Raw genomic sequence first — 21,866 nt, 5'->3', positions numbered from 1 at the left:
AGAGCTGTCCTATGTGCGGCATTGTCGGAGCGATCGCCGGGCGCGACGTGGTCCCGGTCCTGATCGAAGGACTCAAGCGGCTGGAATATCGCGGCTATGACTCTTCCGGCATTGCAGTGCTCGACGGCGCGCAGGTGCGCCGGGTGCGTCGCACCGGGCGGGTGGCCGAGATGGCGCAGGCCGCGCAGGCCGAACAGCTGGGCGCCACGCTGGGCATCGGCCACACTCGCTGGGCTACCCATGGCGGCGTCACCGAAGCCAACGCGCACCCGCACATCAGCGCCGGCGTGGCGCTGGTGCATAACGGCATCATCGAAAACCACGAGGAGCAGCGCGAAAAATTGCGCGCGCTGGGCTACACCTTCGAGTCGCAGACCGACACCGAAGTCATCGCGCATCTGATCCATTACCATCTGGGCAGCGCCGGCGACCTGCTCACCGCGCTGCAGCGCACCGTCAAGGAACTCACCGGTGCCTACGCGCTGGCGGTGATGAGCCAGGCCGAGCCGCAACGCTTCGTTTGCGCGCGGATGGGCTGTCCGTTGCTGATCGGGGTAGGCGAGGGCGAGAACTTCGTCGCCTCCGACGTGTCGGCCATCGTGCAGGCCACCCGACAGGTGATCTTCCTCGAAGAAGGCGACACCGCCGAATTGCACCGCGATGGCGTGCGCATCTTCGATGGCAACGATGCGCCGGTGGAGCGCCCGTTGCACCTGTCGGACGTGTCGCTGGCCTCGCTGGAACTGGGCCCGTTCCGGCATTTCATGCAGAAGGAAATCCACGAGCAGCCGCGCGCCTTGGCCGACACCATCGAAGCGGCGATCGATGCCAAGGGATTCCCGGCATCGCTGTTCGGCGACAACGCAGAAGCGGTGCTGCGCGACATCGAAGGCGTGCAGATCCTGGCCTGCGGTACCAGCTACTACGCCGGCATGACCGCACGTTACTGGATCGAAGCCATTGCCGGGCTGCCGTGCAGCGTGGAGATCGCCAGCGAATACCGCTACCGCGCCGCGTATGCCAACCCGAAGCATCTGATCGTGACCATCTCTCAGTCGGGCGAAACGCTGGACACGATGGAAGCGCTGAAATACGCCAAATCGCTGGGGCATTTGCACACGCTGTCGATCTGCAATGTGCCGGAAAGTGCGATCCCGCGCGCCAGCGAGCTGGTCTGCTACACACGTGCCGGTGCCGAGATCGGCGTGGCCTCGACCAAGGCCTTCACCACCCAGCTGGCGGTGTTGTTCCAGCTCACCATGGTGCTGGGCAGGTTGCAGGGCCGCATCAGTGACGCCGAAGAAGCGCAGTACCTGGAGCAGCTGCGCTTCTTGCCCGGCAGCGTGCAGCATGCATTGAATCTTGAACCGCAGATCATGGCCTGGGCCGAACGATTCTCGCCCAAGCAGAATGCGCTGTTCCTCGGTCGCGGCCTGCATTATCCGATTGCATTGGAAGGCGCGCTCAAGCTCAAGGAAATCTCCTATATCCACGCCGAAGCGTATCCGGCCGGCGAGTTGAAGCATGGGCCGTTGGCATTGGTGGATGCGGCGATGCCAGTGGTGGTGATCGCACCGAACGACCGCCTGCTGGAGAAGGTCAAATCCAACATGCAGGAAGTGCGCGCACGTGGCGGCGAGCTGTTCGTGTTCGCCGACCAGGACAGCCACTTCAGCGACTCCGAAGGCGTGCATGTCATTCGCACCCCACGCCATGCCGGCGTGCTGTCGCCGGTGATCCACACCATCCCGGTGCAGTTGCTGGCCTACCACACCGCCCTGGCACGCGGCACAGATGTGGACAAGCCGCGCAATCTGGCCAAGTCGGTGACGGTGGAATAAGCGCAGCCGCACTGCCAGCCGCACGCATCGCCAGCGGCGTGCAGTCGGTGCACGCACGCAGTGCAAATTCCACTCTGTCGCGGTCATGTTCCAGGATGGCGATTGCTGGCGACGTCGTGCTGGCCGCGCCGGTGCGCAATGCGCGAGGTTCAGTTCCTCGCCAAGCGGTTGCCGGCAGCCTGCCCTTACACGTAGCGATGCCGCTTCCAGGAAGTGGTCGTATCCCTCCGGCAAAGGTGCGACAGCACTGCCAGCGGCCGCTCCTTGGCGCTCCACCACAGCCTCTGCCAACGCAGTGGCCCAAGTTATGCATAAGCTCCTGGCGAGGGTCCACACCACGCAGGAGGACGTATGCACGAGTCTTTCAAACAGGGGGCGCCGGCCGAGTTGTGGCAGGCGTTGGTGCGCGAGGCGGGGCAGCGGATTGCGCGTCCGCTGGACGAATCGCGCGAGCACTATCTGGTGTTCGTGTTGCTGCGCTTCCAGCGCGATGCGCATCTGCTTTCGCGCACGCAGGCGCTGGCATGGCTGCATGCGCAGGACCAGATCGGTAGCGTGCGGGCCGACGCATTGCGTGACGTGGGCGACGGCTGCCTGCTGATTGCGGGCCTGTTTCCCGGCGTGGCGCAACGCCGGCGCCTGAGTGTGGATTACTTCATCGACCTGGGCAGGGGCGCGTATTCCGAAGTGGCCGACACCCGCTGCAGCGATGCAGGCCTGTTCGCGCAACTGGCCCAGAGCTATCGCGAGCTGGTGCGGATATTGGCCGCTTTGCGCACACCACGCGACTGGCAACCAGGCCCAGGCGGAATCCTGCATGCCTAAGCAGTGAGCATCTGAGGGGCGGTCCCCACACATGCGTGGGGACCGCCCCGACTGCGACGGCTGTCGTGTGCGGGCACACTATCCCTGCAGGACGATCGGCCGGGTGTGTTGTGCCATTACCCGTCGATCAGCGCCCTGCATGCTGGAAGCCGTCGTGTGCGAGCGGTGGCGCATCGGTCGCGCTGCATGGGGGACATGCAGCGCGTCGTACTTATCCATAGGGACAGGGATTCATGAAGACGTGTATCGCGGCGGTGCTATTGGCACTGCCGGGGCTTGCTGTTGCGCAAGACGTGCCGCTGGGCTATGCCGGCCAGGGCGGAATGACGCTGCAGGAGATTGACCCTGCCATTTATGCGTATCACTACGACCACGGATTCGTGGGCGAAGATGCGATGGGCTGGGATCCTGCGCTGCAATTCGCCTGGTCGCGCATCGCCGCCGCCAAGGTCTGCGCACAGCAATCGCCGTCCGATGCATTGATCGGCAAGCTGGTCGAGCAGTACGGCAAGGATGCCGTAGTGCACCAGGTCAACGGCATTGGCTTCCATGAGGCGCAGATGCGGGCTGCTGGTACGTTCTGTACCGCTGCGCGCGTGAGCGAAGCCACTGCGGTGGTGCCTGCGTTTGCAGGCGGAGATTTCTCCACGGCAACTGCGTATGCGGCTGCTGCAGTTGCAGGTACTGTGGCGGTCGCCGCAACAGATGCGCAACCAAGCACGCAGTCCGATGCAGGCGTTGTCGTGGCGCCCTCGGCGGATTGGGCTCTGCAGCTCCCATTGCATTCCAGCATGCGCGTGGGCTCGAACGGCCTGCCAAACGGTGATGAGATGCTGCGTGTGGTGCGCCGCGGACATACCGGGATGGTCGTCGGCTTGCAGATTGCCACCAGCCTGTTCGCGCGCGGTGTTGCGGTCTCTGCCTTCGGAAAAGATCAGCTGAAAGGCGAAAAGATGCAGGCCTTGGGAAATCCTGGCTATCAATTGCAGCGCGATGCGGTCAACGCGCATTTGAAGACCTACTTCACCGGGCATCCGCGGGCCGTACCGGCAGAACCGTTCCCCTTGCAGGTGCTGATGTCGGACTGGCTGCTGGTGTATCAGAGCCTGGCCGATACCAAGTCGCCTTACGAACTGCGCTACGCAGTGACCATCGGTGGGGAGCGCAGCGGCTTTTTGAAGCGCAAGGCGAGCCCGGTCAGCATGGACTGTGCGCCGACACCGCGCACCGCCTCGCTGGAAGAATGGGAGGCCAACGACTACGCACTGGTCAAGCAAGCCGCGCAAGCCTACAGCGACGAATGCGCAGCGAAATTCGCCGAGCAATTGCCGCAGTGGTTCCCTGACAGAGAAGCTGTTGCGACGTCCAACTGACGGATCAGCCCTTAAGTGCCGGAGATCCGTCACCTGAGGTGATCCGAGAAAATCGAGTCATACGGCGTAAACCAGAAGGGGCACCGATCCATCGATCGGTGCCCCTTCTGTGTTTCTATTGCACCAAGATCAACCGACGCTGCGTGCCTGGCTGCGTTGTTGCTCGTGCTGATCTTGAACCTGGGTTTGCGTTTGCGCTTCATGGCGCACCGCATTGCTGCTCTGCTCCAGCGGCCGTTCCGCAGCAGTTGCCTTTTCGGTATAGATCCGCTGATGCGCCGGGTCGGTTGGCTGACCCTGCACGGCAAACAATCCGTTGCCATCCTTGCTCTGCGCCACCATGTCGATGCGTTGCATGCCGCTGACCTTGGCTTCGAAGGTCATGTGGCCGGCCGCATTTACCAACTGCTGCCGATTGGCGAAGGCATTGGGACCGAGCTGCTCCAGCTTGTTGACGGCCTGATTGAACAGCGGGTGGTCGGGGTTGGTTTTCTCCGACAGCAGTGGCGCCTTTTCCGCCTGCTTCAACGCAGCCTGCGTATCGCGGCCCACCACGCCATCGTCCTGCAAGCCATGCGCTCGCTGGAATGCCTTGACCGCGTCGCTGGTCCGTTGGCCATAGGCGCCGTCAGCCTTGAGTTCGTTACCGCCTGCGTCCTTGTACCCCAGCTGCTGCAGCGTCTGCTGCAACGTGCGCACTTCTGCGCCACGCGCATTTTCGCGCAGGACACTTGGCGCATCCGCGGCGGCGTGTGCCTGGCTGGGTTTGTGCTCGGTCGCTGCATGGGATTGCTGCTTGTCCTGGCTGCGCTCCTGCAGCAGGTCGCGCGCCTCGGACAGCGGGTCGCTCGCATACAGCTTGACGCCCTTGGCGTGCTTGCGCTCGAGGTAGGAATCCAGCGAACTGAGCTCAACACCCTCGCCGCCACGGGATTGGCTGATTTTGAGCTGACCATCCTTGGGGTCGCGCACCACCATCGTGATGTGGTCGATGCCCTTGTAGCGCCCCTTGTCCCAACTCTGCGGGCCATTATCCTCGCCGATGATCATGCCTTCTTTGAGGCTCTGGGCAGTGACGTCCTTGCCTTGGATCAGCACGCCGGAGCGCAGCTCGGCCTTGCGCAGCAGTTCGGATGCGCTGTCGAAACCGGGGCTGAACTTTTCGTCCTTGGTGAAGATGGCCTTGCCGGCGCCCTTGTTGATCTCGTCCATGGTCGCGTTTTGCATCTCGACCACCCAACCGGAACAATCGACCCTGCCTTTATCCGGGTCTTTCGCGCCCAGGCCGTATTTGACGTGATCGTATTTATTGGTGAGGTCATACGCCGCGTGGAGCGCGATGCCTTGCGCCGCGGGCTTTTCCTGCTGGGCAGGTGCAGAATGCGTCGGAGCAGCGTGCGAGGGTGCCTGCTGCGCGGCCGAAATCGGCTCGATGCCTTTTTCAGGAATACGGATACGGTCCATCTTCGTATCCCAGTACTGCACGAAGGTCTGTGCCATGTCCTTGTCGGACATGCGCCGGAACGTCGCCGCATCGACGCCGGTCAAGGACTTCAGCTCTTTCTCGCCGACATTGTTGAGAATGTTGGCGCGCGTGCTGTCCAGGCCAAAAGATCCCGTGGCGATCGCGGTCTGCAGAGAGCGGTAGCCACCGGCGCCCTGCTGATGGGCCAGGTACATATCCAGGCCATCGGGTTCCGGCTTGCCCGAAAGATACGGCCGCCCATCGCGTTCATGTCGATTGACCAGGCTCGTCCGGTTATCCAGATACAGCCGTGCTGCTGCATCGGTGTTGACCACCGCGTCCAGCTCGCGTCCGGCAATACCGTACTGCTGGGCGGTTGGCGGCGTGAACTGGAACAGTCCTTTCGCACCACCGGGGCCGCGGTTTGCCAACTCGTCGAAGGCGCCGCCAGTCTCTACGTGGGCAAAACGCAGGAAGTCGTCGCGCGGAATATTCCGCTCGGCCGCTTCGCGTTCAATGATGTCGAGCACTTGGGCTCGTGAGTAGTTCGTCGGCATCGCTCAAGGTCCTTGATTGAGTGCTGCAGCCACGCGGCTGCAGCGGTACGCCGCCCGAACCAATTCCTTTGGTCCTGTATTAAGGGGTCGGCAAATACGATTTGCTGGCCGCATCGTAGCGATATTCGACCGTCGCGTCACCCCCGCTGGTCGGCGGATCGGCAGAGACGGTGACCCGCAGCGCGGGCAGGCCCGGCTGCTTGACGAACGCAAGCGTGCTGCTGTTCTTGACGCAGGCAATCTTCCCGGGTGCATCTTCGCCACAGTTGGCGCTGTTGTCCTCACCCGCGGAAATGTTGCCGATATAGGTCCAATGCTTGTCGTTGACGTTCTCGGTTTCCTTGGGGTTGAACACGAGTACGTCGTAGGAAAGGATGCGTACGCCCGACTGCAGGCTCCAGGTCGGCACGGTCAGCACCAGCCGGCTGTCGTCGGTGACAAAGGTCTGCGGTTGACGTGTCGTGTCGACCGTGTTGCCCTGTTCCATGCCACCGAATTCGCCGATGTAGGGCTCTGCGCCGAGCAGCTTCCACGGCGTTTTGCTCCCCGGTTCGCTGGTCACGAAAGTGGCATGCGCCAACGTCACCTTGGTACCGGGCGCGGGAGAGTGGTCCTCGCTTTCTGTGCCGAAGCGCTCGGGCGTTTCCCAGGCGAAGCCGGTGTAATACCGCGTACCGCCGAGTTCGAACTGAAAGCCGTACCAATAATGGATCCAGCTGCCGTTGGCGACCTCGTAGGAGGTTGCGCCATCGCCGTCCACGTTGCTGATGAAATACAACACGCTGTCGGTCCGCGGCGGTTGCAATTGCTGGGTCGTTCCCTGGGTTGCGTCCTGCATGGGAGATGCATCCTTTTGTGACGGTTTTTGAGGAGTGCCGGCCGCAGCCGCGGCGGTCTTCGGAGCGGTGGCGTCCGGTGGCGCCTGCGTGCAGGCGGCGATCGTTGCTAGCGCAAGGACCAGTGAAATCTTCCTGACGAGCATTGGGGTGCATCCATTGCGGAGGGCGGCGAAAGTCTACTCCAGCCCGCCGTTGTGTCCAGTCGTTGCGCCGGGACTGGCGGTTTCCCGCACGCCGTTGTGACGCGGGGGCTTTGACGTCGCGGATGCGCTGCGTTCGGCCTGCGCATCCGCCGGTTGCCATTGCCGTGCCCGTCGACGGCCAGCTTGCCGCTGGGCGGCGAACTTACGCCAGCGGCGTGTTGGAAATGATCTCCACCCAGTAGCCGTCCGGGTCCTTGATGAAGGCCAGGTGCTTCATGCGGCCGTCTTCCAGTCGTTTTTGATATGGCACGTTGAGGCTGTCGAAGCGTACGCAGGCAGCATGGATATCCGGCACCGAAATGCAGATATGGCCGAAGCCGCGCGGGTCGCTGTTGCCGTCGTGGTAGACCGGGCCGTCCTGGGTTTCGGTGCCGTGGTTGTGGGTGAGTTCGAGCACGCCGGGGATGCCGGCCATCCACAGGCGACGCTGTGCGTCGTCATCGGGAATGGCCGTGCCTTCGGGCAGCAGCGCGAGAAAATACAGGCTGAATTTTGCGTCGGCAAAATCGCGTGCGTCGAGCAGGCGGAAGCCCAGGACGCGCGTATAGAAATCCAGCGAACGTGCTGCGTCCTTGACGCGCAACATGGTGTGGTTGAACACGAAGCCGTGCGTGTCGGCGGGCGCTGCATTGGCGCCTGGTACGTGTTGCAGATCGTTCAAAGGCATGGCGGTCTCCTGAGTGTGAATTGCGGATGCGGCGTGTTGCGCGAATGGGCGATGTTAGCCAGGGCAGGGTTGTCGGCGTGTCATGGGCCAATGGCAGCGGCTTGAATGCGCCGGCGTTGACGGAGGGCGCCACCTGCAGCTGCCCGTGCACGATGCCACTGTCTCAAAACCACACGCGTACACCGGCAACGAAGCGGCTGTCGCGTGCGGGGGTAGCGTCCATCGCGGCGCGCTGTGCGCTATCGCCAAAGCTGCGGCTGTGTACCCAGCCGATGTACGGCGCGAAGCGGCGGGTGATCTCGTAGCGCAGGCGCAAGCCAAGTTCCACCTCTTCCAGGCCGCTGCCAATGCCGCGGCGGTTGTCGTCGGTGAGCGCGATGTCGGCTTCCACACGCGGCTGCAGGATCAGGCGGTTGGTCAGCAGGACCTCGTATTCGCCTTCCAGCCGCAACGCCGCGCGGCTGCCAGTGCCTACATACAGCGTTGCTTCGGTTTCGAACTTGTAGGGCGCCAGGCCTTGCACGCCGAAAGCCGCCCAGCTGCGATGTGCGCCTGCGCCGATGTCCTGGCGCGCGCCCACAAGCAGATCCCACCATGGCGACATGGCGTGGCCATAGAACGCTTCCAGCGAGCCGGATTCGGTGCGTCCGTCGTGTCGTTCGCCCTCGCTGCGCAGCCAGAGCCGGTCGATGTCGCCGCCGATCCATGCACGTGACTCCCAGGCCTGGCCGCTACCGCGATCGGTGTTGTAAGCCTCCAGCCGATCGAGCAGGACATAGTGGTTGATCCCTGCCGAGTGCATCGCATGCGTGTGCAATGGTGCGAATGCAGCGGCGATGTCGTCCGCCGTGGGTGGGGGAATGGGGTCGCGTGGAAGTGGGTGATTGGGTGTCCCGGTGGGTGATGCAGGAGGTTGTGCAGGGTGTGTGGGCTGTGTGTGGTGCATCTTCGAGTGATCCATCGAAGCGTGATCCACCGCTTGGTGGTGCGTGGCCGCAGCGTCCATGGATCCATCGCCCATGGACCCATGCTTCATCGATTCATCGTCCATGGCGCCAGTGCCCATGTCAGCGTGCGACATGTAAGCGTGGTCCATGTGGGCGGCCTGAGATGACGCAGGGCTCGTATGCGCGCCATCGGTCATTTGCATCGCCTGGTCCTGCATGTCCTGCGGTGCGTCCTCCATTGCAACGTGCTGATGCTCCTGTGCAACCGCAGATGCGCTCGCCAGGAACGCAGCAGCCAACCAGGCTGTTGTGCGAAAGCGGCTCATGCCTCCACCCGCACTTCGCGCATCATCCCCGCTTCCATGTGGTACAGCAGATGACAGTGATACGCCCAGCGGCCGAGCGCATCGGCACGCACGCGGTAGGTGCGGCGGGTGCCCGGCGGCATGTCGATGGTGTGCTTGCGTACCTGGAAGTTGCCGCGCGCATCTTCCAGGTCGCTCCACATGCCATGCAGGTGGATGGGGTGCTGCATCATGGTGTCGTTGACCAGCACGATGCGCAGCCGCTCGCTGTATTGCAGCCGCAAGGGCTGTGCGGAAGCGAACGCGATGCCATCGAAGGACCAGGCGAACTTTTCCATGTGCCCGGTCAGATGCAACTCGATGTCGCGCGCGGGTTCGCGCCCATCCGGATCCTCGAACAGGCTATGCAGATCGGCGTAGCACAGCACGCGGCGGCCGTTGTCGCGCAGGCCCACGCCGGGGTCGTCCAGGCGCGGTGCGGTAGCATTGCTGCGCATGTCGATCAGCGGGTTGCCGGTTTCGCTGGCCGGATGATGCGGCGCCTTGTCGGGCGCCTGGGCATCGTCGTGCGAGTGCATGGTGTGCATCCCATGCGCCGCCAGCATCCCGGGCACGCCGTGCATTGCGGGCAGCGCGTGGTGCATCCCCTCGCCATGCCCCATGTCCTGCATGGTCAGGATGGCGCGCCGATCCAGTGCGGGAATCGGCGCCTGCAAGCCGGGTTGCACTGCCAGCGTGCCGCAGGCAAAGCCGGTGCGGCCCATGTCCTGCGCGAACAACGTAAACGCATCCTGGCCGAGCGGTTCGACAATCACGTCGAAGGTCTCGGCCGCGGCGATGCGCAGTTCGTCCACGCTGACCGGATGCACGTACTGCCCGTCGGCGGCCACCACGGTCATGCGCAGGCCAGGAATACGGATGTCGAAGTAGGTCATCGACGCGCCGTTGATGAAGCGCAGCAACACCTTTTCGCCTGGCTTGAACAACCCGGTCCAGTTGCCGGCCGGGGCGACGCCGTTGAGCAGGTAGGTATAGGTGTTGGCGTTGACGTCGGACAGGTCGGTCGGGGTCATGCGCATGCGCCCCCACATGCCGCGGTCGGCCAGGGTGGCGCGCAGGCCGTCTTCTCGCGCATCGCGTAGAAAATCGCCGACGGTGCGCTGTGCGTAGTTGTCGTGGCTGGGCATCTGCTTGAGCCGGCGGAACAGGGCGGCCGGGTCCAGATCGGTCCAGTCCGAGAGCAGCACCACATGTTCGCGATCGTGCCGGTACGGTGGCGGCGTCAGCGGGTCGATGACGATGGCGCCATACAGCCCGGACTGCTCCTGAAACATCGAATGGCTGTGGTACCAGTAGGTGCCGGACTGGCGCAGCGCAAAGCGGTAGTGATACTCCTGGCCCGGCGCGATGCCGTCGAAACTCATGCCCGGCACACCGTCCATATTGGCCGGCAGCAACAGGCCATGCCAATGCACCGACGTGGGTTGGTCGGTCAGCGCGTTACGTACGCGCACGCTTACCGTGTCGCCCTCGCGCCAGCGCAGGGTGGGCGCCGGCAGGCTCTGGTTGACCGTGATTGCGGAGCGGGGGCGGCCGGTGAAGTTCACCGGCAGGCGGCCGATCTGCAGCGACTGGCTGCTTCCGCGCAGCACCGGCGGGTTGGCCTGGGCGGCGGCGCGCGCATCGTTGCGCCACAGGCCGCTGGCGGCAGCGACGCCGCCCAGGGCCAGTCCCTGAACGAAACGGCGCCGGCTCAGGCCGCTGGCGGTTGAGCCGTGGGAAAACGAGGGAGCGAAAGACATGACATCTCCTGTGCGCTCCATCGGCAAGAGATGGGCGCAGCGCACAACGTAAGAGATCCCGCGCAAGCACGCGCAGGGCCGAGGACGGCCAAGGCAGGGCCGTCGGCGCTCAGGCGATGGGAGGTCGTACCGGTTGGTCGGGCAGCGGGCTGCCGCGCCCCTCGGTCAAGGTGTCCGGCAACGCCGGGTGGCCGGGCAGGCCCGCGGCGACGCCGGGCAAGGTCAACAAGGCGAGGCTGGCGTGCTGCAGGCAATCGCAGCTGCCCAGCTTGCAGCAGTCGGGCGCGTGCGCATGCGTGGCCTTGTCGTGCAACTGCATGGCAGTGGGCGGAGGCATGGCCTGATGGCATGGCAGCGCTGCCGGTGACTCGCTGTGCGTGGTGGTGGCGGTGCCTGCTGCCATGGCCGCGGCAGGCATCGCGCCCGTCGTTATTGCCGGCATGGCCATGCCCACCGACGCCCACGCGCCGGTGGCCGTATTGGCAACCAGGCACAGGCACAGCAGCAGGCGGAGCAGGCGATGCAGCACGGACAGTCGAGGCAGTGACAGGTGCAGCGAGCATAGCATCGGCCCCCGGCTGTCCGCCGGATGCACGGGCTGCGTAGGCGGGCAGGCGAGGGCGGTAGAATCAAGGCTACTTTTGCAGCCAAGTCCTGCCATGTCGCAGCGCCAGTGGGTGGCCGCCGCCATCCAGAAGATCGAGGCCGATTTCAATCGTTCGGCCGACACCCATCTGATTCCGATGGAACTGCCGGGCTATCCGGGTATCGACCTGTACTTCAAGGACGAGTCCAGCCACCCGACCGGTAGCCTCAAGCACCGCCTGGCGCGCTCGCTGTTTCTGTACGCGCTGACCAATGGCTGGCTGCGCGCCGGGCGCCCGGTGATCGAGGCGTCCAGTGGCTCCACGGCCATCTCCGAAGCGTATTTCGCGCGTTTGCTCGGCGTGCCCTTCATCGCGGTGATGCCGGCCTCGACCTCGCCGGAGAAGATCGCCGCGATCGAATTCCAGGGCGGCCGCTGCCACCTGGTCGAGCGCGCCTGCGATCTGGACAGCGCCTCGCACCAGCTCGCACGCGAGACCGGCGGGCACTTCATGGACCAGTTCACCTACGCCGAGCGTGCCACCGACTGGCGCGCCAACAACAACATCGCCGAATCGATCTTCAAGCAACTGGCCGAAGAGCCGCACCCGATCCCGGACTGGATCGTGTGCAGCCCCGGCACCGGCGGTACCAGCGCCACCTTGGGCCGCTATGTGCGCTATCGGCGCCATGCCACCCGCATCCTGTGCGCCGACCCGGAAGTGTCGGTGTTCTTCGACGGCTATTGCCGCGCGGTGGACGGCCAATGCCCCAAGGAGCTGGCCATCACCGGCGGCTCGCGCATCGAAGGCATCGGCCGCCCGCGGGTGGAATCGAGCTTCATCGCCAGCTGCGTGGATGTGATGATCAAGGTGCCCGATGCGCTGAGCCTGGCGGCGATGCGCCACGTCAGCGCCACGCTGGGCCGCCGCGTCGGCGGCTCCACCGGCACCAACTTCGTCGGCGTGCTGCAGGCTGCCCGGCGCATGCGCGACGAAGGCCGGCAGGGCTCCATCGTCACCATCCTGTGCGATGCCGGCGAACGCTACGCGCACAGTTATTACGACCCGGGCTGGTACGAGGCGCGCGCGATCGATGTCAGCGACAGCGATGCCGCCATTGCGCTGGCCGTGAACGGCGGCGATCTGCCTGCCCTGCCTTGTGCGGCGCTGGAATGATCGCCATATCCAGGACGTAGGCACCAAGGCGCTGCGCCCACCGCCACGCCGGTGCGTTCGGTGTCCGCAGTCGGCAGGTACAGGCGGGCACCGTGCCTCGGTGGCGGGCTCACCCTGCTGACGGTTGCGCGCCACGGTGTGCCTGCCACGTTTGCCGATCTTTGAATCCACTCATCCAGTCCATTGCCGGAGCGCTCCATGACCAACCCGCTGCTCGATCTGTCCGGACTGCCGTCCTTCGATGCGATCCGCCCCGACCACGTGGGCCCGGCGATCGACCAGTTGCTCGCCGAGGCCGAGGCGGCGGTGAAGGCAGCCGAGCAGGTCAGCCCGGTGCGCTGGGACAGCTTCGTCACGCCGCTGGACGATGCCACCGAGCGGCTATGGCGTGCCTGGGGGCAGGTGGGGCATCTGCAGGCGGTGGTCAACACGCCCGAGCTGCGCGAGGCCTACAACAGCAATCTGCCCAAGGTGAGCCGCTTCGGCAGCGCGCTGGCGCAGAATCTGGCGTTGTATGCGCAATACAAGGCACTGGCGCAATCGCCGGAAGCTGCACACTTCGATGAGGCGCGTCGCAAGGTGCTGGACAATGCGCTACGCGATTTCCGCTTGGGCGGTGCCGAACTCGATGATGCCGCCAAGGCGCGGTTTGCGCAGATCCAGGAAGAACTCTCGGCGTTGGCAGCCAGGTTTTCTCAGAACGTGCTCGACGCCACCGATGCGTGGTCGTACCTGACCGAAGACCACACCCAGCTGTCGGGGCTGCCGGCCGAAGTGATTGCCGCCGCGCGCGCGGCGGCCGAAAAGGATGGCGTGCCGGGCTGGAAATTCACCTTGCAGATGCCGTGCTATCTGCCGGTGCAGAGCGATGCCGACAGCCGCGACCTGCGCGCGCGGCTGTATCGCGCCAATGCCGAGCGCGCGTCCGAATTCGGCGATGCCGCGCTGGACAACAGCGCCAACATCGATCGCATCCTGGCCCTGCGCGCCGAGTTGGCACAGCTGCTCGGCTTTGCCAGTTACGCCGACTATTCGGTTGCCACCAAGATGGCGCAGAGCCCCGACGAGGTGATGGGCTTCCTGCGCGACCTGGCCGCGCGTGCCAGGCCGCATGCACAGCGTGACCGCGCCGAACTGGAAGCCTTTGCGCGCGACGCGTTGGGTCTGGATGAACTGCAGGCCTGGGATCTGGCCTATGCCTCGGAAAAACTCAAGCAGGCGCGTTACAGCTTTTCCGAGCAGGAGGTGAAGCAGTATTTCACCGAGCCGAAGGTGCTGGCCGGCCTGTTCGATGTGATCCATCGCTTGTACGGGCTCACCGTCAAACCCGACAGCGCGCCGGTGTGGCACCCGGATGTGCGGTTTTACCGGTTGGAAGATGCGCAAGGCGCCCTGGTTGGCCAGTTCTATCTGGACTTGTACGCGCGCGAAGGCAAACGCGGCGGCGCGTGGATGGACGATTGCCGCAATCGCCGCAACACCGCCAACGGCGTGCAGACGCCGCTGGTGTATCTGGTGTGCAACTTCGGCCGCGGCAGCGGCGATGCACCGGCCACCTTCCGCCACGGCGAAGTCACCACGCTGTTCCATGAAATGGGCCACGGCCTGCATCAGTTGCTCACGCGCGTTGGCGAGCTGGGCGTGGCCGGCATCAATGGCGTGGAATGGGACGCGGTGGAGCTGCCCAGCCAGTTCATGGAAAACTTCTGCTGGGAATGGGAGCGGGTGCAGGCGATGACCGCGCACGTGCAGACCGGCGAACCGTTGCCGCGTAACCTGTTCGACCGCCTGCTGGCGGCGCGCAATTTCCAGAGCGGCATGTTCACCGTGCGTCAGCTGGAATTTGCCTTGTTCGACATGCAACTGCACAGCACCTACGACCCGTCACAGGACAGCGTGCTGCACGTGATCGAGCGCGTGCGCGACGAAGTGGCGGTCAATCGGCCGCCGGCATGGAATCGCTTCCCGCATCAGTTCAGCCATATTTTTGCCGGCGGCTATGCGGCCGGCTATTACAGCTACAAGTGGGCCGAAGTGCTCAGCGCCGATGCTTACGCCGCATTCGAAGAAGCGCCGGACCAACTGGAGCAGACCGGCGCACGCTTCCGCGCCGAGGTGCTTGCGCGTGGCGGCAGTCGTCCGGCGGCGGAGAACTTCCGCGCTTTTCGCGGTCGCGCCCCGACCATCGATGCGCTGCTGCGACATAACGGCATGGCCGGATAAGGCGCAGTCTATCTGCCAGCAGCCGCATGGAAACGGGCGCTGCTTTTGCAATGCATTCAGCCGGGCTGTCTTATCAAGGAATCCGGCGCGCGCGTTGCTGGGAGGCGATCGCGCGACTGGATCGTCACTCGGAAGGAGCAGGCAATGCGGCGAGTTCGTGCATGGAAGGTGGCGTGGTTGCTGATGGTGGTGGCCGCGCCGCTTGCGGCGCAGCAAGCCGGTCACGTCAACAGCCTTGCCCGTCTGCGTGCCGGGCCGGGTGATGAATACCGGCTGGTGGGCGAAGCCCATGCCGGCAATCCGGTCACCGTGTATGGCTGCCTGGAGAACGGCAGTTGGTGCGATGTGCGCGGGTCCGATGGACGCGGCTGGATGCGTGCACAGGCAATCGGGTCCGGTCGTGGCGGCGTGACGACACTGGTCCCGAAGGTCACGTTTGCTCTGGATGCGTACTGGGACGCCCATTATCGTGGCCGCGAATGGACTGCCGAAAGCGAACGTGCGCTCTGGCGCGCGCATGTGCCCGGCGAATCCCTGAGCCTGGACCTGATGGCACCTGGTAATGGCCCGTCGGTGGGCGAGCCCACCATCGCCAAGCGTCTGAAGGACGACACACGTTCAGAGAACGAACGCACCGAACGGCAATGGCGCGAGAAAACAAGTTTCGAGCTGAGTCGGCTGGACCGCAACACGCGGGACGATAGGATCAACGGGTGCAAACGCGCAGGAGGCGGAGGCGATGCCGTACAGGATTGCGTCCTCAGTGCAAAACGGGATTACTACGACTCGGTTCGGAGCAGGTGCAATAGCGCACAAAGCCAGGACAGTAGCGCTACGAGTTGTCTCTCCGGCGCGCAGCGAGAGTACGACGCCGCGATTCGGGAGCGAGAGTCTCGTGCCCGTGACGATCGCTAGCCGGCCGCTCCTCGGTGGTAGTGCAGCCAGCATCGACGGATTGCGGTGGCATAGCGGCGCCGCGTTCGCCGCGCAGTGAGGCAGGCCGACTCAAGTTCCAAGCGCAGCAGTGCGATCACTGCAGCGGCCGGCTGCGCAGGGAGTCGGCACGTCAAGGAGAGTGCAATGCCGGCAATTCAGTCACTGAGCTTGATGGTGTTGATCGCAATGGCCACGCCGGTCGCGGCGCAGCAAACCGGGCACGTCGACAGCCTGGCCCGTCTGCGCGCCGGCCCGGGCGATGAATACCGGCTGGTGGGCGAGGTCAAGGCCGGCAATCCGGTCACCGTCTATGGCTGCCTGGAGGGCGGCAGGTGGTGCGATGTGCGCGGGCCCGATGCGCGCTGCTGGATACCGGCGCAGGCAATCGTGTCCGGTCGTGGTGCAGTGACAAGGTTGGTCCCGAAGGTCACGTTCGCGCTGGATGCGTATTGGGACGCGCATTATCGGGGCCGGGAATGGACCGTCGAAAGCGAACGTGTGCTCTGGCGCCAGCATTCGCCCGGCGATTCCCTGAGCCGGGAGATGATGGAGCCCCGTCGCAACGAGCACATACGTTTAGAGAACGAGCGCATCAAACGTGAGACGGCCGAGATTGATCGCGCCGCGTTCAATCGGCTAGACCGCGACAGGCGGGACGATAAGATAAAAAGATGCGAACGTTCTGGACGTCAGTCCAGTGATGTGCAGAGTTGTATCTCCGGCGCACAGAGGGATTACGACGCAGCGATTCGGGAGCGAGAGTCTCGTGCCGAATACGAACACAGGATGCGCGGCCGATAGTCTCGTGCCCGGGACGACCGCTAGGCTGCCGGAACACATACGCCTGGGACACGGCATGTGCCGGGCGTCCATCGCGCACCATGTGCGTGCCGCAGTGGCCCACCGTCCGAGCAGCCTGAACACCAGGCCATGGCTGTCATTGCGCCAGTTGGTACTGCGTTGTCGTCATCGCCGCCACACGCCGTGCGGTGGCGATGACGGGCCGCCGTCACACCCGGCCGAACACCAGTGCCGCGTTGGTGCCACCAAAGCCGAAGCTGTTGGACATCACCGTGTTCAAGGTCGCGTCCTGTGTCTGCCGCAGGATGGGAAAGCCTTCGGCACGCGGGTCGAGTTCGTCGATATGCGCCGAGCCGGCCATGAAGCCATCGCGCAGCATCAGCAGGCTGTAGATCGCCTCGTGCACGCTGGCCGCACCCAGCGAGTGCCCGGAGAGCCCCTTGGTCGACGACAGCGACGGCACGTTGTCGCCGAAGACCTCGCGCACCGCGCCCAGTTCGGTGACATCGCCCAACGGCGTGGAGGTGCCATGCGTGTTGAGGTAATCGATCGGGCGATCCAGCCCCTGCATGGCAATGTGCATGCAGCGCACGGCGCCTTCGCCGCTGGGCGCGACCATGTCGGCACCGTCGGAGGTCACGCCATAGCCGAGCAGTTCGGCATGGATGCGCGCACCGCGTGCGATGGCGTGGTCGTAGTCTTCCAGCACCAGCATGCCGCCGCCGCTGCCGATGACGAAGCCATCGCGCTGCGCATCGTACGGGCGCGAGGCCACGGCGGGGCGATCATTGAAACCGGTGGACAGCGCACCCATCGCATCGAACATCACGCTCATGGTCCAGTGCAGTTCTTCGCCGCCACCGGCGAACATCACGTCCTGCGCGCCATGCCGGATCAGATCTGCCGCCGCACCGATGCAGTGCGCAGAAGTCGCGCACGCGGCCGACAGCGAGTAGCTCAGCCCGCGCATCTTGAACGCGGTGGCCAGTGATGCGGACACCGACGAACACATCGTGCGCGGCACCATGTACGGGCCCACCTTGCGCACGCCACGATTGCGCAGCAGATCGGCGGTTTCCACCTGCCATTGGCTGGAGCCGCCACCGGAGCCGGCAATCACGCCGGTACGCAGGCCGCTGACCTGCTCGGCATCCAGGCCCGCATCGACGATCGCCTCGCGCATTGCCAGGTATGCATAGGCCGAGGCATCGCCCATGAAGCGCTTGAGCTTGCGGTCGATCAGGCTGTCCAGATCCAGCGCTACCGCGCCGCCGACCTGGCTACGCAGGCCTGCTTCGGCGTGATCGGGTAGCGCGGTGATACCGGAGCGGCTCTCGCGCAGTGCGCTGGAAACGGTGTCCAGATCGTTGCCCAGGCATGAGGTGATGCCCATGCCGGTAATGACGACGCGACGCATCAGAAATTCTCCGTTGAAGTGAACATGCCCACACGCAGATCCTTGGCGGTGTAGATCTCGCGCCCATCCACCAGCATGCGTGCATCGGTCTGCGCCATCACCAGCTTGCGGTTGATGACGCGGCTGACATCGATCTCGTAGCGCACCAGCGTGGCGCTGGGCAGCACCTGGCCGGTGAACTTGACCTCGCCGCAGCCCAACGCGCGACCACGGCCCGGCGCGCCGATCCAGGTCAGGAAAAAGCCGGTCAGCTGCCACATCGCATCCAGGCCCAGGCAGCCTGGCATCACCGGGTCGCCGATGAAGTGGCAGCCGAAAAACCACAAGTCCGGGCGAATATCCAGTTCGGCACGAATCAGCCCCTTGCCATGTGCACCGCCGGCGTCGCTGATCTCGGTGATGCGGTCGAACATCAGCATCGGATCGTTGGGCAGACGGCCGCTGTCGGGCGCAAACAATTCCCCACGCGCGCTGGCCAGCAACTGGTCGCGCGAGTACGTACTTTGACGAATCATGACGAACGTTTCCTGCAAGGAGCGAGAGGCGAGGCGGGCAAGGGTGCATGAGGTCGCGCGGTTCAATCAAACGTTTTATCCGTACGCATGCGTGCTGTGTTTCGCTGATTGCGCAGTGCGCAGATGCGCTGCTGCATGTGAAATCACGCCGCTCAGGCCTGCCGTCGGCACGTGCGTGGCAGGCCTGCGTGGTCGGCCTTGCAGGCGCTGTCGTCGGCTGCGTGACCTTGGTATTCAGTGCGCGCTCGTGCTCGCTTCGCCGATGCGCGGTGATGTCTCTGGACGCAAGGTGTGAGACGGCGCTGGCTTATCATGAGCATCAGCCTGCGACAGAGAACCCCGCTTGATGCGCAAGATCGTGCACGTGGACATGGACGCGTTCTACGCGTCCGTGGAACAGCGTGACGACCCTGGCCTGCGCGGCAAGCCGGTGGTGGTGGCCTGGCGCGGCGCGCGCTCGGTGGTGTGCGCGGCCTCCTACGAAGCGCGGACCTTCGGTATTCGCTCGGCGATGCCGGCCGTGCGGGCCGAGCGCCTGTGCCCGGACGCGATCTTCGTGCCGCCGGATTTTGCACGCTACAAGGCGGTGTCGCGGCAAGTGCGCGAGATTTTCCATCGTCATACCGACTTGGTGGAGCCGTTGTCGCTGGACGAGGCATATCTGGACGTCACGCACGCCAAAACCGGCATGCAGCTGGCGACAGAGGTCGCGCAGTTGATCCGTACGCAGATCCGCGAAGAAACCCAGCTCACCGCATCGGCCGGCATCGCGCCGAACAAGTTCCTGGCCAAGATCGCGTCGGATTGGCGCAAGCCCGATGGCCAGTTCGTGATTGCGCCCAGTCGCGTGGACGCTTTTCTGCTGCCGCTCAAGGTCAATCGCATTCCCGGCGTAGGCAAGGTGATGGATGGCAAGTTGGCGGCACTGGGCATTGTCACCGTGGCCGATCTGCGCCAGCGGCCTTTGGAAGAATTGCAGGCGCATTTCGGCAGTTTCGGTCAGAGCCTGTATCGCCGCGCGCGCGGTATCGACGAGCGCCCGGTCGAGCCGGATCAGGAAGTGCAATCGGTGTCCTCGGAAGACACCTTCAGCGAAGATCTGGCGCTTGATGCACTGGATCCGCACATCCTGCGGCTGGCCGAAAAAACCTGGCTCGCCACGCGCCGCACCGAACGCATCGGGCGCACGGTGGTGCTGAAATTGAAGACCTCGAATTTTCGCATCCTGACGCGGTCCTACACGCCCGAGCAGCCGCCTACCTCGCAGGAGGCGCTTGCGCAGATCGCCCTGGCATTGACCCGCCGCGTGGAGCTGCCCGCGCAGACGCGCTATCGCCTGGTCGGCGTGGGTTTGAGCGGTTTCAGCGATATCGAGGAGGGCGCGGTGCAGGGGCAGTTGTTCGGCCAGATGCCGCCGTTGGAGTAAGCGTTCCATGCTGCATTGCGTGTGGGCATGCGGCTGCATCTAGCGCCGGCAGCGAGCAATGCACGGCGCTTGGCAGTGACGTGCGCTGAATCTTGCACTGCGTACACTGCGGCTCTCCCATCCACGAGGCCGTCCGAATGTTTCCGTATCCGCTGGTGATCTTCGACCTGGATGGCACGCTGGTGGACAGCGCACCCAATATTGCCGAAGCGCTCAACGGTACCTTGCAGGAGCTGGGACTACAGCAGTTCAGCGAAGCCAAGATCCGCAGCTGGATCGGCGAAGGCGTCAAGGTGTTGCTTGCCACCGCATTGCGCGAAGCCGGCAGCACGCGCGATGCCGATGCGGAAATGCCGGTGATGATGCGCCATTACCAGGCGAGCCTGCTGCACGACCCGCAGTTGTACCCAGGTGTTGCCGAGGCGCTGGTCGGCTTGCGCGATGCGGGCGCCACGCTGGCCTTGTGCACCAACAAACCTGCGCGTTTTATCGCGCCGCTGCTGGAGCATCTGGGCATCGCCGCGCATTTCAGCCGTGTGCTCGGGGGCGATTCGTTGCCGCAGCGCAAGCCAGACCCGGCACCGCTGCTGCAGCTTGCCAGTCACTTCCAGCGCAGCCCGCAACAGTGTTTGATGGTCGGCGATTCGGCCACCGATGCCGCCGCCGCAAACGCCGCCAACATGCCGCTGGCGATGGTGCGTTACGGCTACCTGCGCGGTTTCGATGTGCAACGCGCCGGTGCCGTGGCCATCGTCGACGACATGCGTGAACTGCTCGCGTTGCGGTGACTTGCGAGCGCACGATGGCTCAACCGATGCGGCGGCAGCGTGCGTGACGGCCGCATGCTCAGGCGTCGGCGCTGAAGCTGATAACTGTTCACCGCCACCTGTTCCGCTGGCAGCCAGCACCGGCGACACCGTGCTGAGCCGCGTCTGCCGACCGGTGCGTGTCTTGTCGCAGGATCTTACGCGTCAGGCTCTGAAACGGGCCACGCATTTTGCGACGTAAAGCTGCATGCATGAGTGCGCGCATGCGCCAGCTGCATCGATCCGCCGATTGCCGAGCGCTGCCGGCCGACTCACTCGTCGCGTACTCGCTCTGCATCCGCAGCGTCGTAGAGGTCGGCCGCCGTATCCGAATCGCCATGCGTGTCGTCATTGTCGGCGCGCGCATAGTGCACGGTTTCCACCGGCCCGCCGACGGCGCGGCCGCGCACCGGCAGCAGCGCGCTGGCCGCTTCGTATTCGGCGAGCAAGGCATGCCGACGCGCTTCGGGTATGTCCTGCCAATGGCAATCGGCCAACGCGCCTTCCAATGAATACAGCAGATTGAGGCTGGGCTTGAAGCCAGCGCGGCGCACCTTGACGAAAGCGACCACCGCACCCACCGCTTGCAGGTCCTGCTGCGTGCGCAGCCCGACCTGACGCAGCCAAGCCGCGCTTTTGGGCCCGATGTTGCGCATTCGCTCGGTGGTCACGCCAGCGCGTCTACGAATAGTTGCGCAATGGCTTCCAGGCCACGTTGGTCGTCGGCATCGAAGCGGTCCAGCTCCGGGCTGTCCAGGTCCAGCACGCCGACCAGCGCATCGTCTTTGACCAGTGGAATCACCAGCTCCGAGCGCGATGCCGAATCGCAGGCAATATGACCTGGGAACGCGTCCACATCGGCAATGCGCTGGCTCTGCCGGGTACTGGCAGCCGCACCGCACACGCCCTTGTCCAGCGGAATGCGCACGCACGCCGGCAGGCCCTGGAACGGCCCCACCACCAGCTCGCGGCCGTCGTAGAAGTAGAAGCCGGCCCAGTTGAGCGATGGCAACGAATGGAAGATCAGTGCGGCCAGGTTGGCGGCATTGGCGATCCGGTCCGGCTCGCCGTGCACCAGTGCCTGGGCCTGGGCGGTGAGCTGGGCATATTGTTCCGGCTTGCTGCCGGTCAGCGAAGAGGTGGCGAACATCGGCA

19 protein-coding genes are annotated in these 21,866 nt (G+C 64.6%); 9 read left to right on the top strand and 10 right to left on the bottom strand.

Going from position 1 to position 21,866, the window contains the following annotated elements; all coding sequences use genetic code 11:
* Nucleotides 1–11 precede the first annotated feature (11 nt).
* The 3 genes from glmS (at nt 12) to ACCQ00_RS17650 (ending at nt 4,039) form a co-directional block, all read left to right on the top strand.
* Nucleotides 12–1,841: a glutamine--fructose-6-phosphate transaminase (isomerizing) gene (glmS, locus tag ACCQ00_RS17660; protein ID WP_039571328.1), complete on the top strand. Its 1,830-nt coding sequence runs from the start codon at nt 12–14 to the stop codon at nt 1,839–1,841.
* 351 nt (nt 1,842–2,192) lie between these two features.
* Complete coding sequence (locus ACCQ00_RS17655) at nt 2,193–2,666, top strand: hypothetical protein (RefSeq protein ID WP_005914723.1); 474 nt, start codon at nt 2,193–2,195, stop codon at nt 2,664–2,666.
* Nucleotides 2,667–2,899: 233 nt separating this feature from the next.
* Nucleotides 2,900–4,039, top strand: coding sequence for a hypothetical protein (locus ACCQ00_RS17650; protein ID WP_039571327.1), 1,140 nt, complete (start codon nt 2,900–2,902; stop codon nt 4,037–4,039).
* A gap of 129 nt (nt 4,040–4,168) precedes the next feature.
* On the opposite strand, the gene ACCQ00_RS17645 is transcribed toward ACCQ00_RS17650, so the two are convergent.
* From ACCQ00_RS17645 to ACCQ00_RS17620, 6 genes are all read right to left on the bottom strand, one after another.
* Nucleotides 4,169–6,034 (bottom strand): peptidoglycan-binding protein, encoded by a 1,866-nt coding sequence (locus ACCQ00_RS17645; RefSeq protein ID WP_039571324.1) that lies wholly within the window; start codon nt 6,032–6,034, stop codon nt 4,169–4,171.
* Nucleotides 6,035–6,140: 106 nt separating this feature from the next.
* Entirely contained in the window at nt 6,141–6,899 is a 759-nt protein-coding gene (locus ACCQ00_RS17640) for a hypothetical protein (protein ID WP_372353997.1), read from the bottom strand.
* 346 nt (nt 6,900–7,245) lie between these two features.
* Nucleotides 7,246–7,770 carry a lactoylglutathione lyase gene (gene gloA / locus ACCQ00_RS17635; protein WP_017157232.1) on the bottom strand — a complete coding sequence of 175 codons (525 nt, stop codon included), beginning with the start codon at nt 7,768–7,770 and terminating at the stop codon, nt 7,246–7,248.
* A gap of 163 nt (nt 7,771–7,933) precedes the next feature.
* On the bottom strand, nt 7,934–9,043 hold the full coding sequence (locus ACCQ00_RS17630; protein WP_039571322.1) for a copper resistance protein B: 1,110 nt from the start codon (nt 9,041–9,043) through the stop codon (nt 7,934–7,936).
* Nucleotides 9,040–10,845 carry a copper resistance system multicopper oxidase gene (locus ACCQ00_RS17625; protein ID WP_039571320.1) on the bottom strand — a complete coding sequence of 602 codons (1,806 nt, stop codon included), beginning with the start codon at nt 10,843–10,845 and terminating at the stop codon, nt 9,040–9,042. The genes ACCQ00_RS17630 and ACCQ00_RS17625 overlap by 4 nt, the downstream gene beginning before the upstream one ends.
* 88 nt (nt 10,846–10,933) lie before the next feature.
* A complete protein-coding gene (locus ACCQ00_RS17620) occupies nt 10,934–11,392 on the bottom strand; it encodes a CopL family metal-binding regulatory protein (protein WP_017157235.1) in 459 nt (152 codons plus the stop codon).
* Between the two features lie 91 nt (nt 11,393–11,483).
* Here ACCQ00_RS17620 and ACCQ00_RS17615 point away from each other — a divergent pair, with 91 nt between their 5' ends.
* The 4 genes from ACCQ00_RS17615 to ACCQ00_RS17600 all read left to right on the top strand — a co-directional run bounded on the left by ACCQ00_RS17615 (nt 11,484) and on the right by ACCQ00_RS17600 (nt 16,547).
* Nucleotides 11,484–12,587, top strand: a complete 1,104-nt coding sequence (locus ACCQ00_RS17615; protein ID WP_039571318.1) for a PLP-dependent cysteine synthase family protein — start codon at nt 11,484–11,486, stop codon at nt 12,585–12,587.
* 198 nt (nt 12,588–12,785) lie between these two features.
* On the top strand, nt 12,786–14,810 hold the full coding sequence (locus ACCQ00_RS17610) for a M3 family metallopeptidase (RefSeq protein ID WP_039571315.1): 2,025 nt from the start codon (nt 12,786–12,788) through the stop codon (nt 14,808–14,810).
* 168 nt (nt 14,811–14,978) lie between these two features.
* Nucleotides 14,979–15,725 carry an SH3 domain-containing protein gene (locus ACCQ00_RS17605; protein WP_017158780.1) on the top strand — a complete coding sequence of 249 codons (747 nt, stop codon included), beginning with the start codon at nt 14,979–14,981 and terminating at the stop codon, nt 15,723–15,725.
* Between the two features lie 165 nt (nt 15,726–15,890).
* Entirely contained in the window at nt 15,891–16,547 is a 657-nt protein-coding gene (locus ACCQ00_RS17600; protein WP_039571309.1) for an SH3 domain-containing protein, read from the top strand.
* 208 nt (nt 16,548–16,755) lie between these two features.
* On the opposite strand, the gene fabB is transcribed toward ACCQ00_RS17600, so the two are convergent.
* Together fabB and fabA are read right to left on the bottom strand one after the other, a co-directional pair.
* The gene (fabB, locus tag ACCQ00_RS17595) at nt 16,756–17,964 is read right to left on the bottom strand and encodes a beta-ketoacyl-ACP synthase I (RefSeq protein WP_039571305.1); all 1,209 of its coding nucleotides are present in this window, start codon (nt 17,962–17,964) and stop codon (nt 16,756–16,758) included.
* Entirely contained in the window at nt 17,964–18,479 is a 516-nt protein-coding gene (gene fabA / locus ACCQ00_RS17590) for a 3-hydroxyacyl-[acyl-carrier-protein] dehydratase FabA (RefSeq protein WP_017174020.1), read from the bottom strand. Before fabA ends, fabB begins: the two co-directional genes overlap by 1 nt.
* A 346-nt stretch (nt 18,480–18,825) precedes the next feature.
* Here fabA and dinB point away from each other — a divergent pair, with 346 nt between their 5' ends.
* Both dinB and gph read left to right on the top strand, forming a co-directional pair.
* Nucleotides 18,826–19,905, top strand: a complete 1,080-nt coding sequence (gene dinB, locus ACCQ00_RS17585) for a DNA polymerase IV (protein WP_039571304.1) — start codon at nt 18,826–18,828, stop codon at nt 19,903–19,905.
* 137 nt (nt 19,906–20,042) lie between these two features.
* Complete coding sequence (gph, locus tag ACCQ00_RS17580) at nt 20,043–20,693, top strand: phosphoglycolate phosphatase (protein ID WP_039571302.1); 651 nt, start codon at nt 20,043–20,045, stop codon at nt 20,691–20,693.
* Between the two features lie 290 nt (nt 20,694–20,983).
* On the opposite strand, the gene ACCQ00_RS17575 is transcribed toward gph, so the two are convergent.
* A complete protein-coding gene (locus tag ACCQ00_RS17575) occupies nt 20,984–21,382 on the bottom strand; it encodes a TfoX/Sxy family protein (RefSeq protein ID WP_039571299.1) in 399 nt (132 codons plus the stop codon).
* On the bottom strand, nt 21,379–21,861 hold the full coding sequence (gene msrC, locus ACCQ00_RS17570; protein WP_039571296.1) for a free L-methionine (R)-S-oxide reductase MsrC: 483 nt from the start codon (nt 21,859–21,861) through the stop codon (nt 21,379–21,381). Before msrC ends, ACCQ00_RS17575 begins: the two co-directional genes overlap by 4 nt.
* Between the last annotated feature and the right edge of the window lie 5 nt (nt 21,862–21,866).

The organism is Xanthomonas sp. NCPPB 3761 (genome assembly GCF_041475705.2).
GTDB lineage: Bacteria > Pseudomonadota > Gammaproteobacteria > Xanthomonadales > Xanthomonadaceae > Xanthomonas > Xanthomonas phaseoli.
This window is presented reverse-complemented; position numbering and strand designations above follow the sequence as displayed.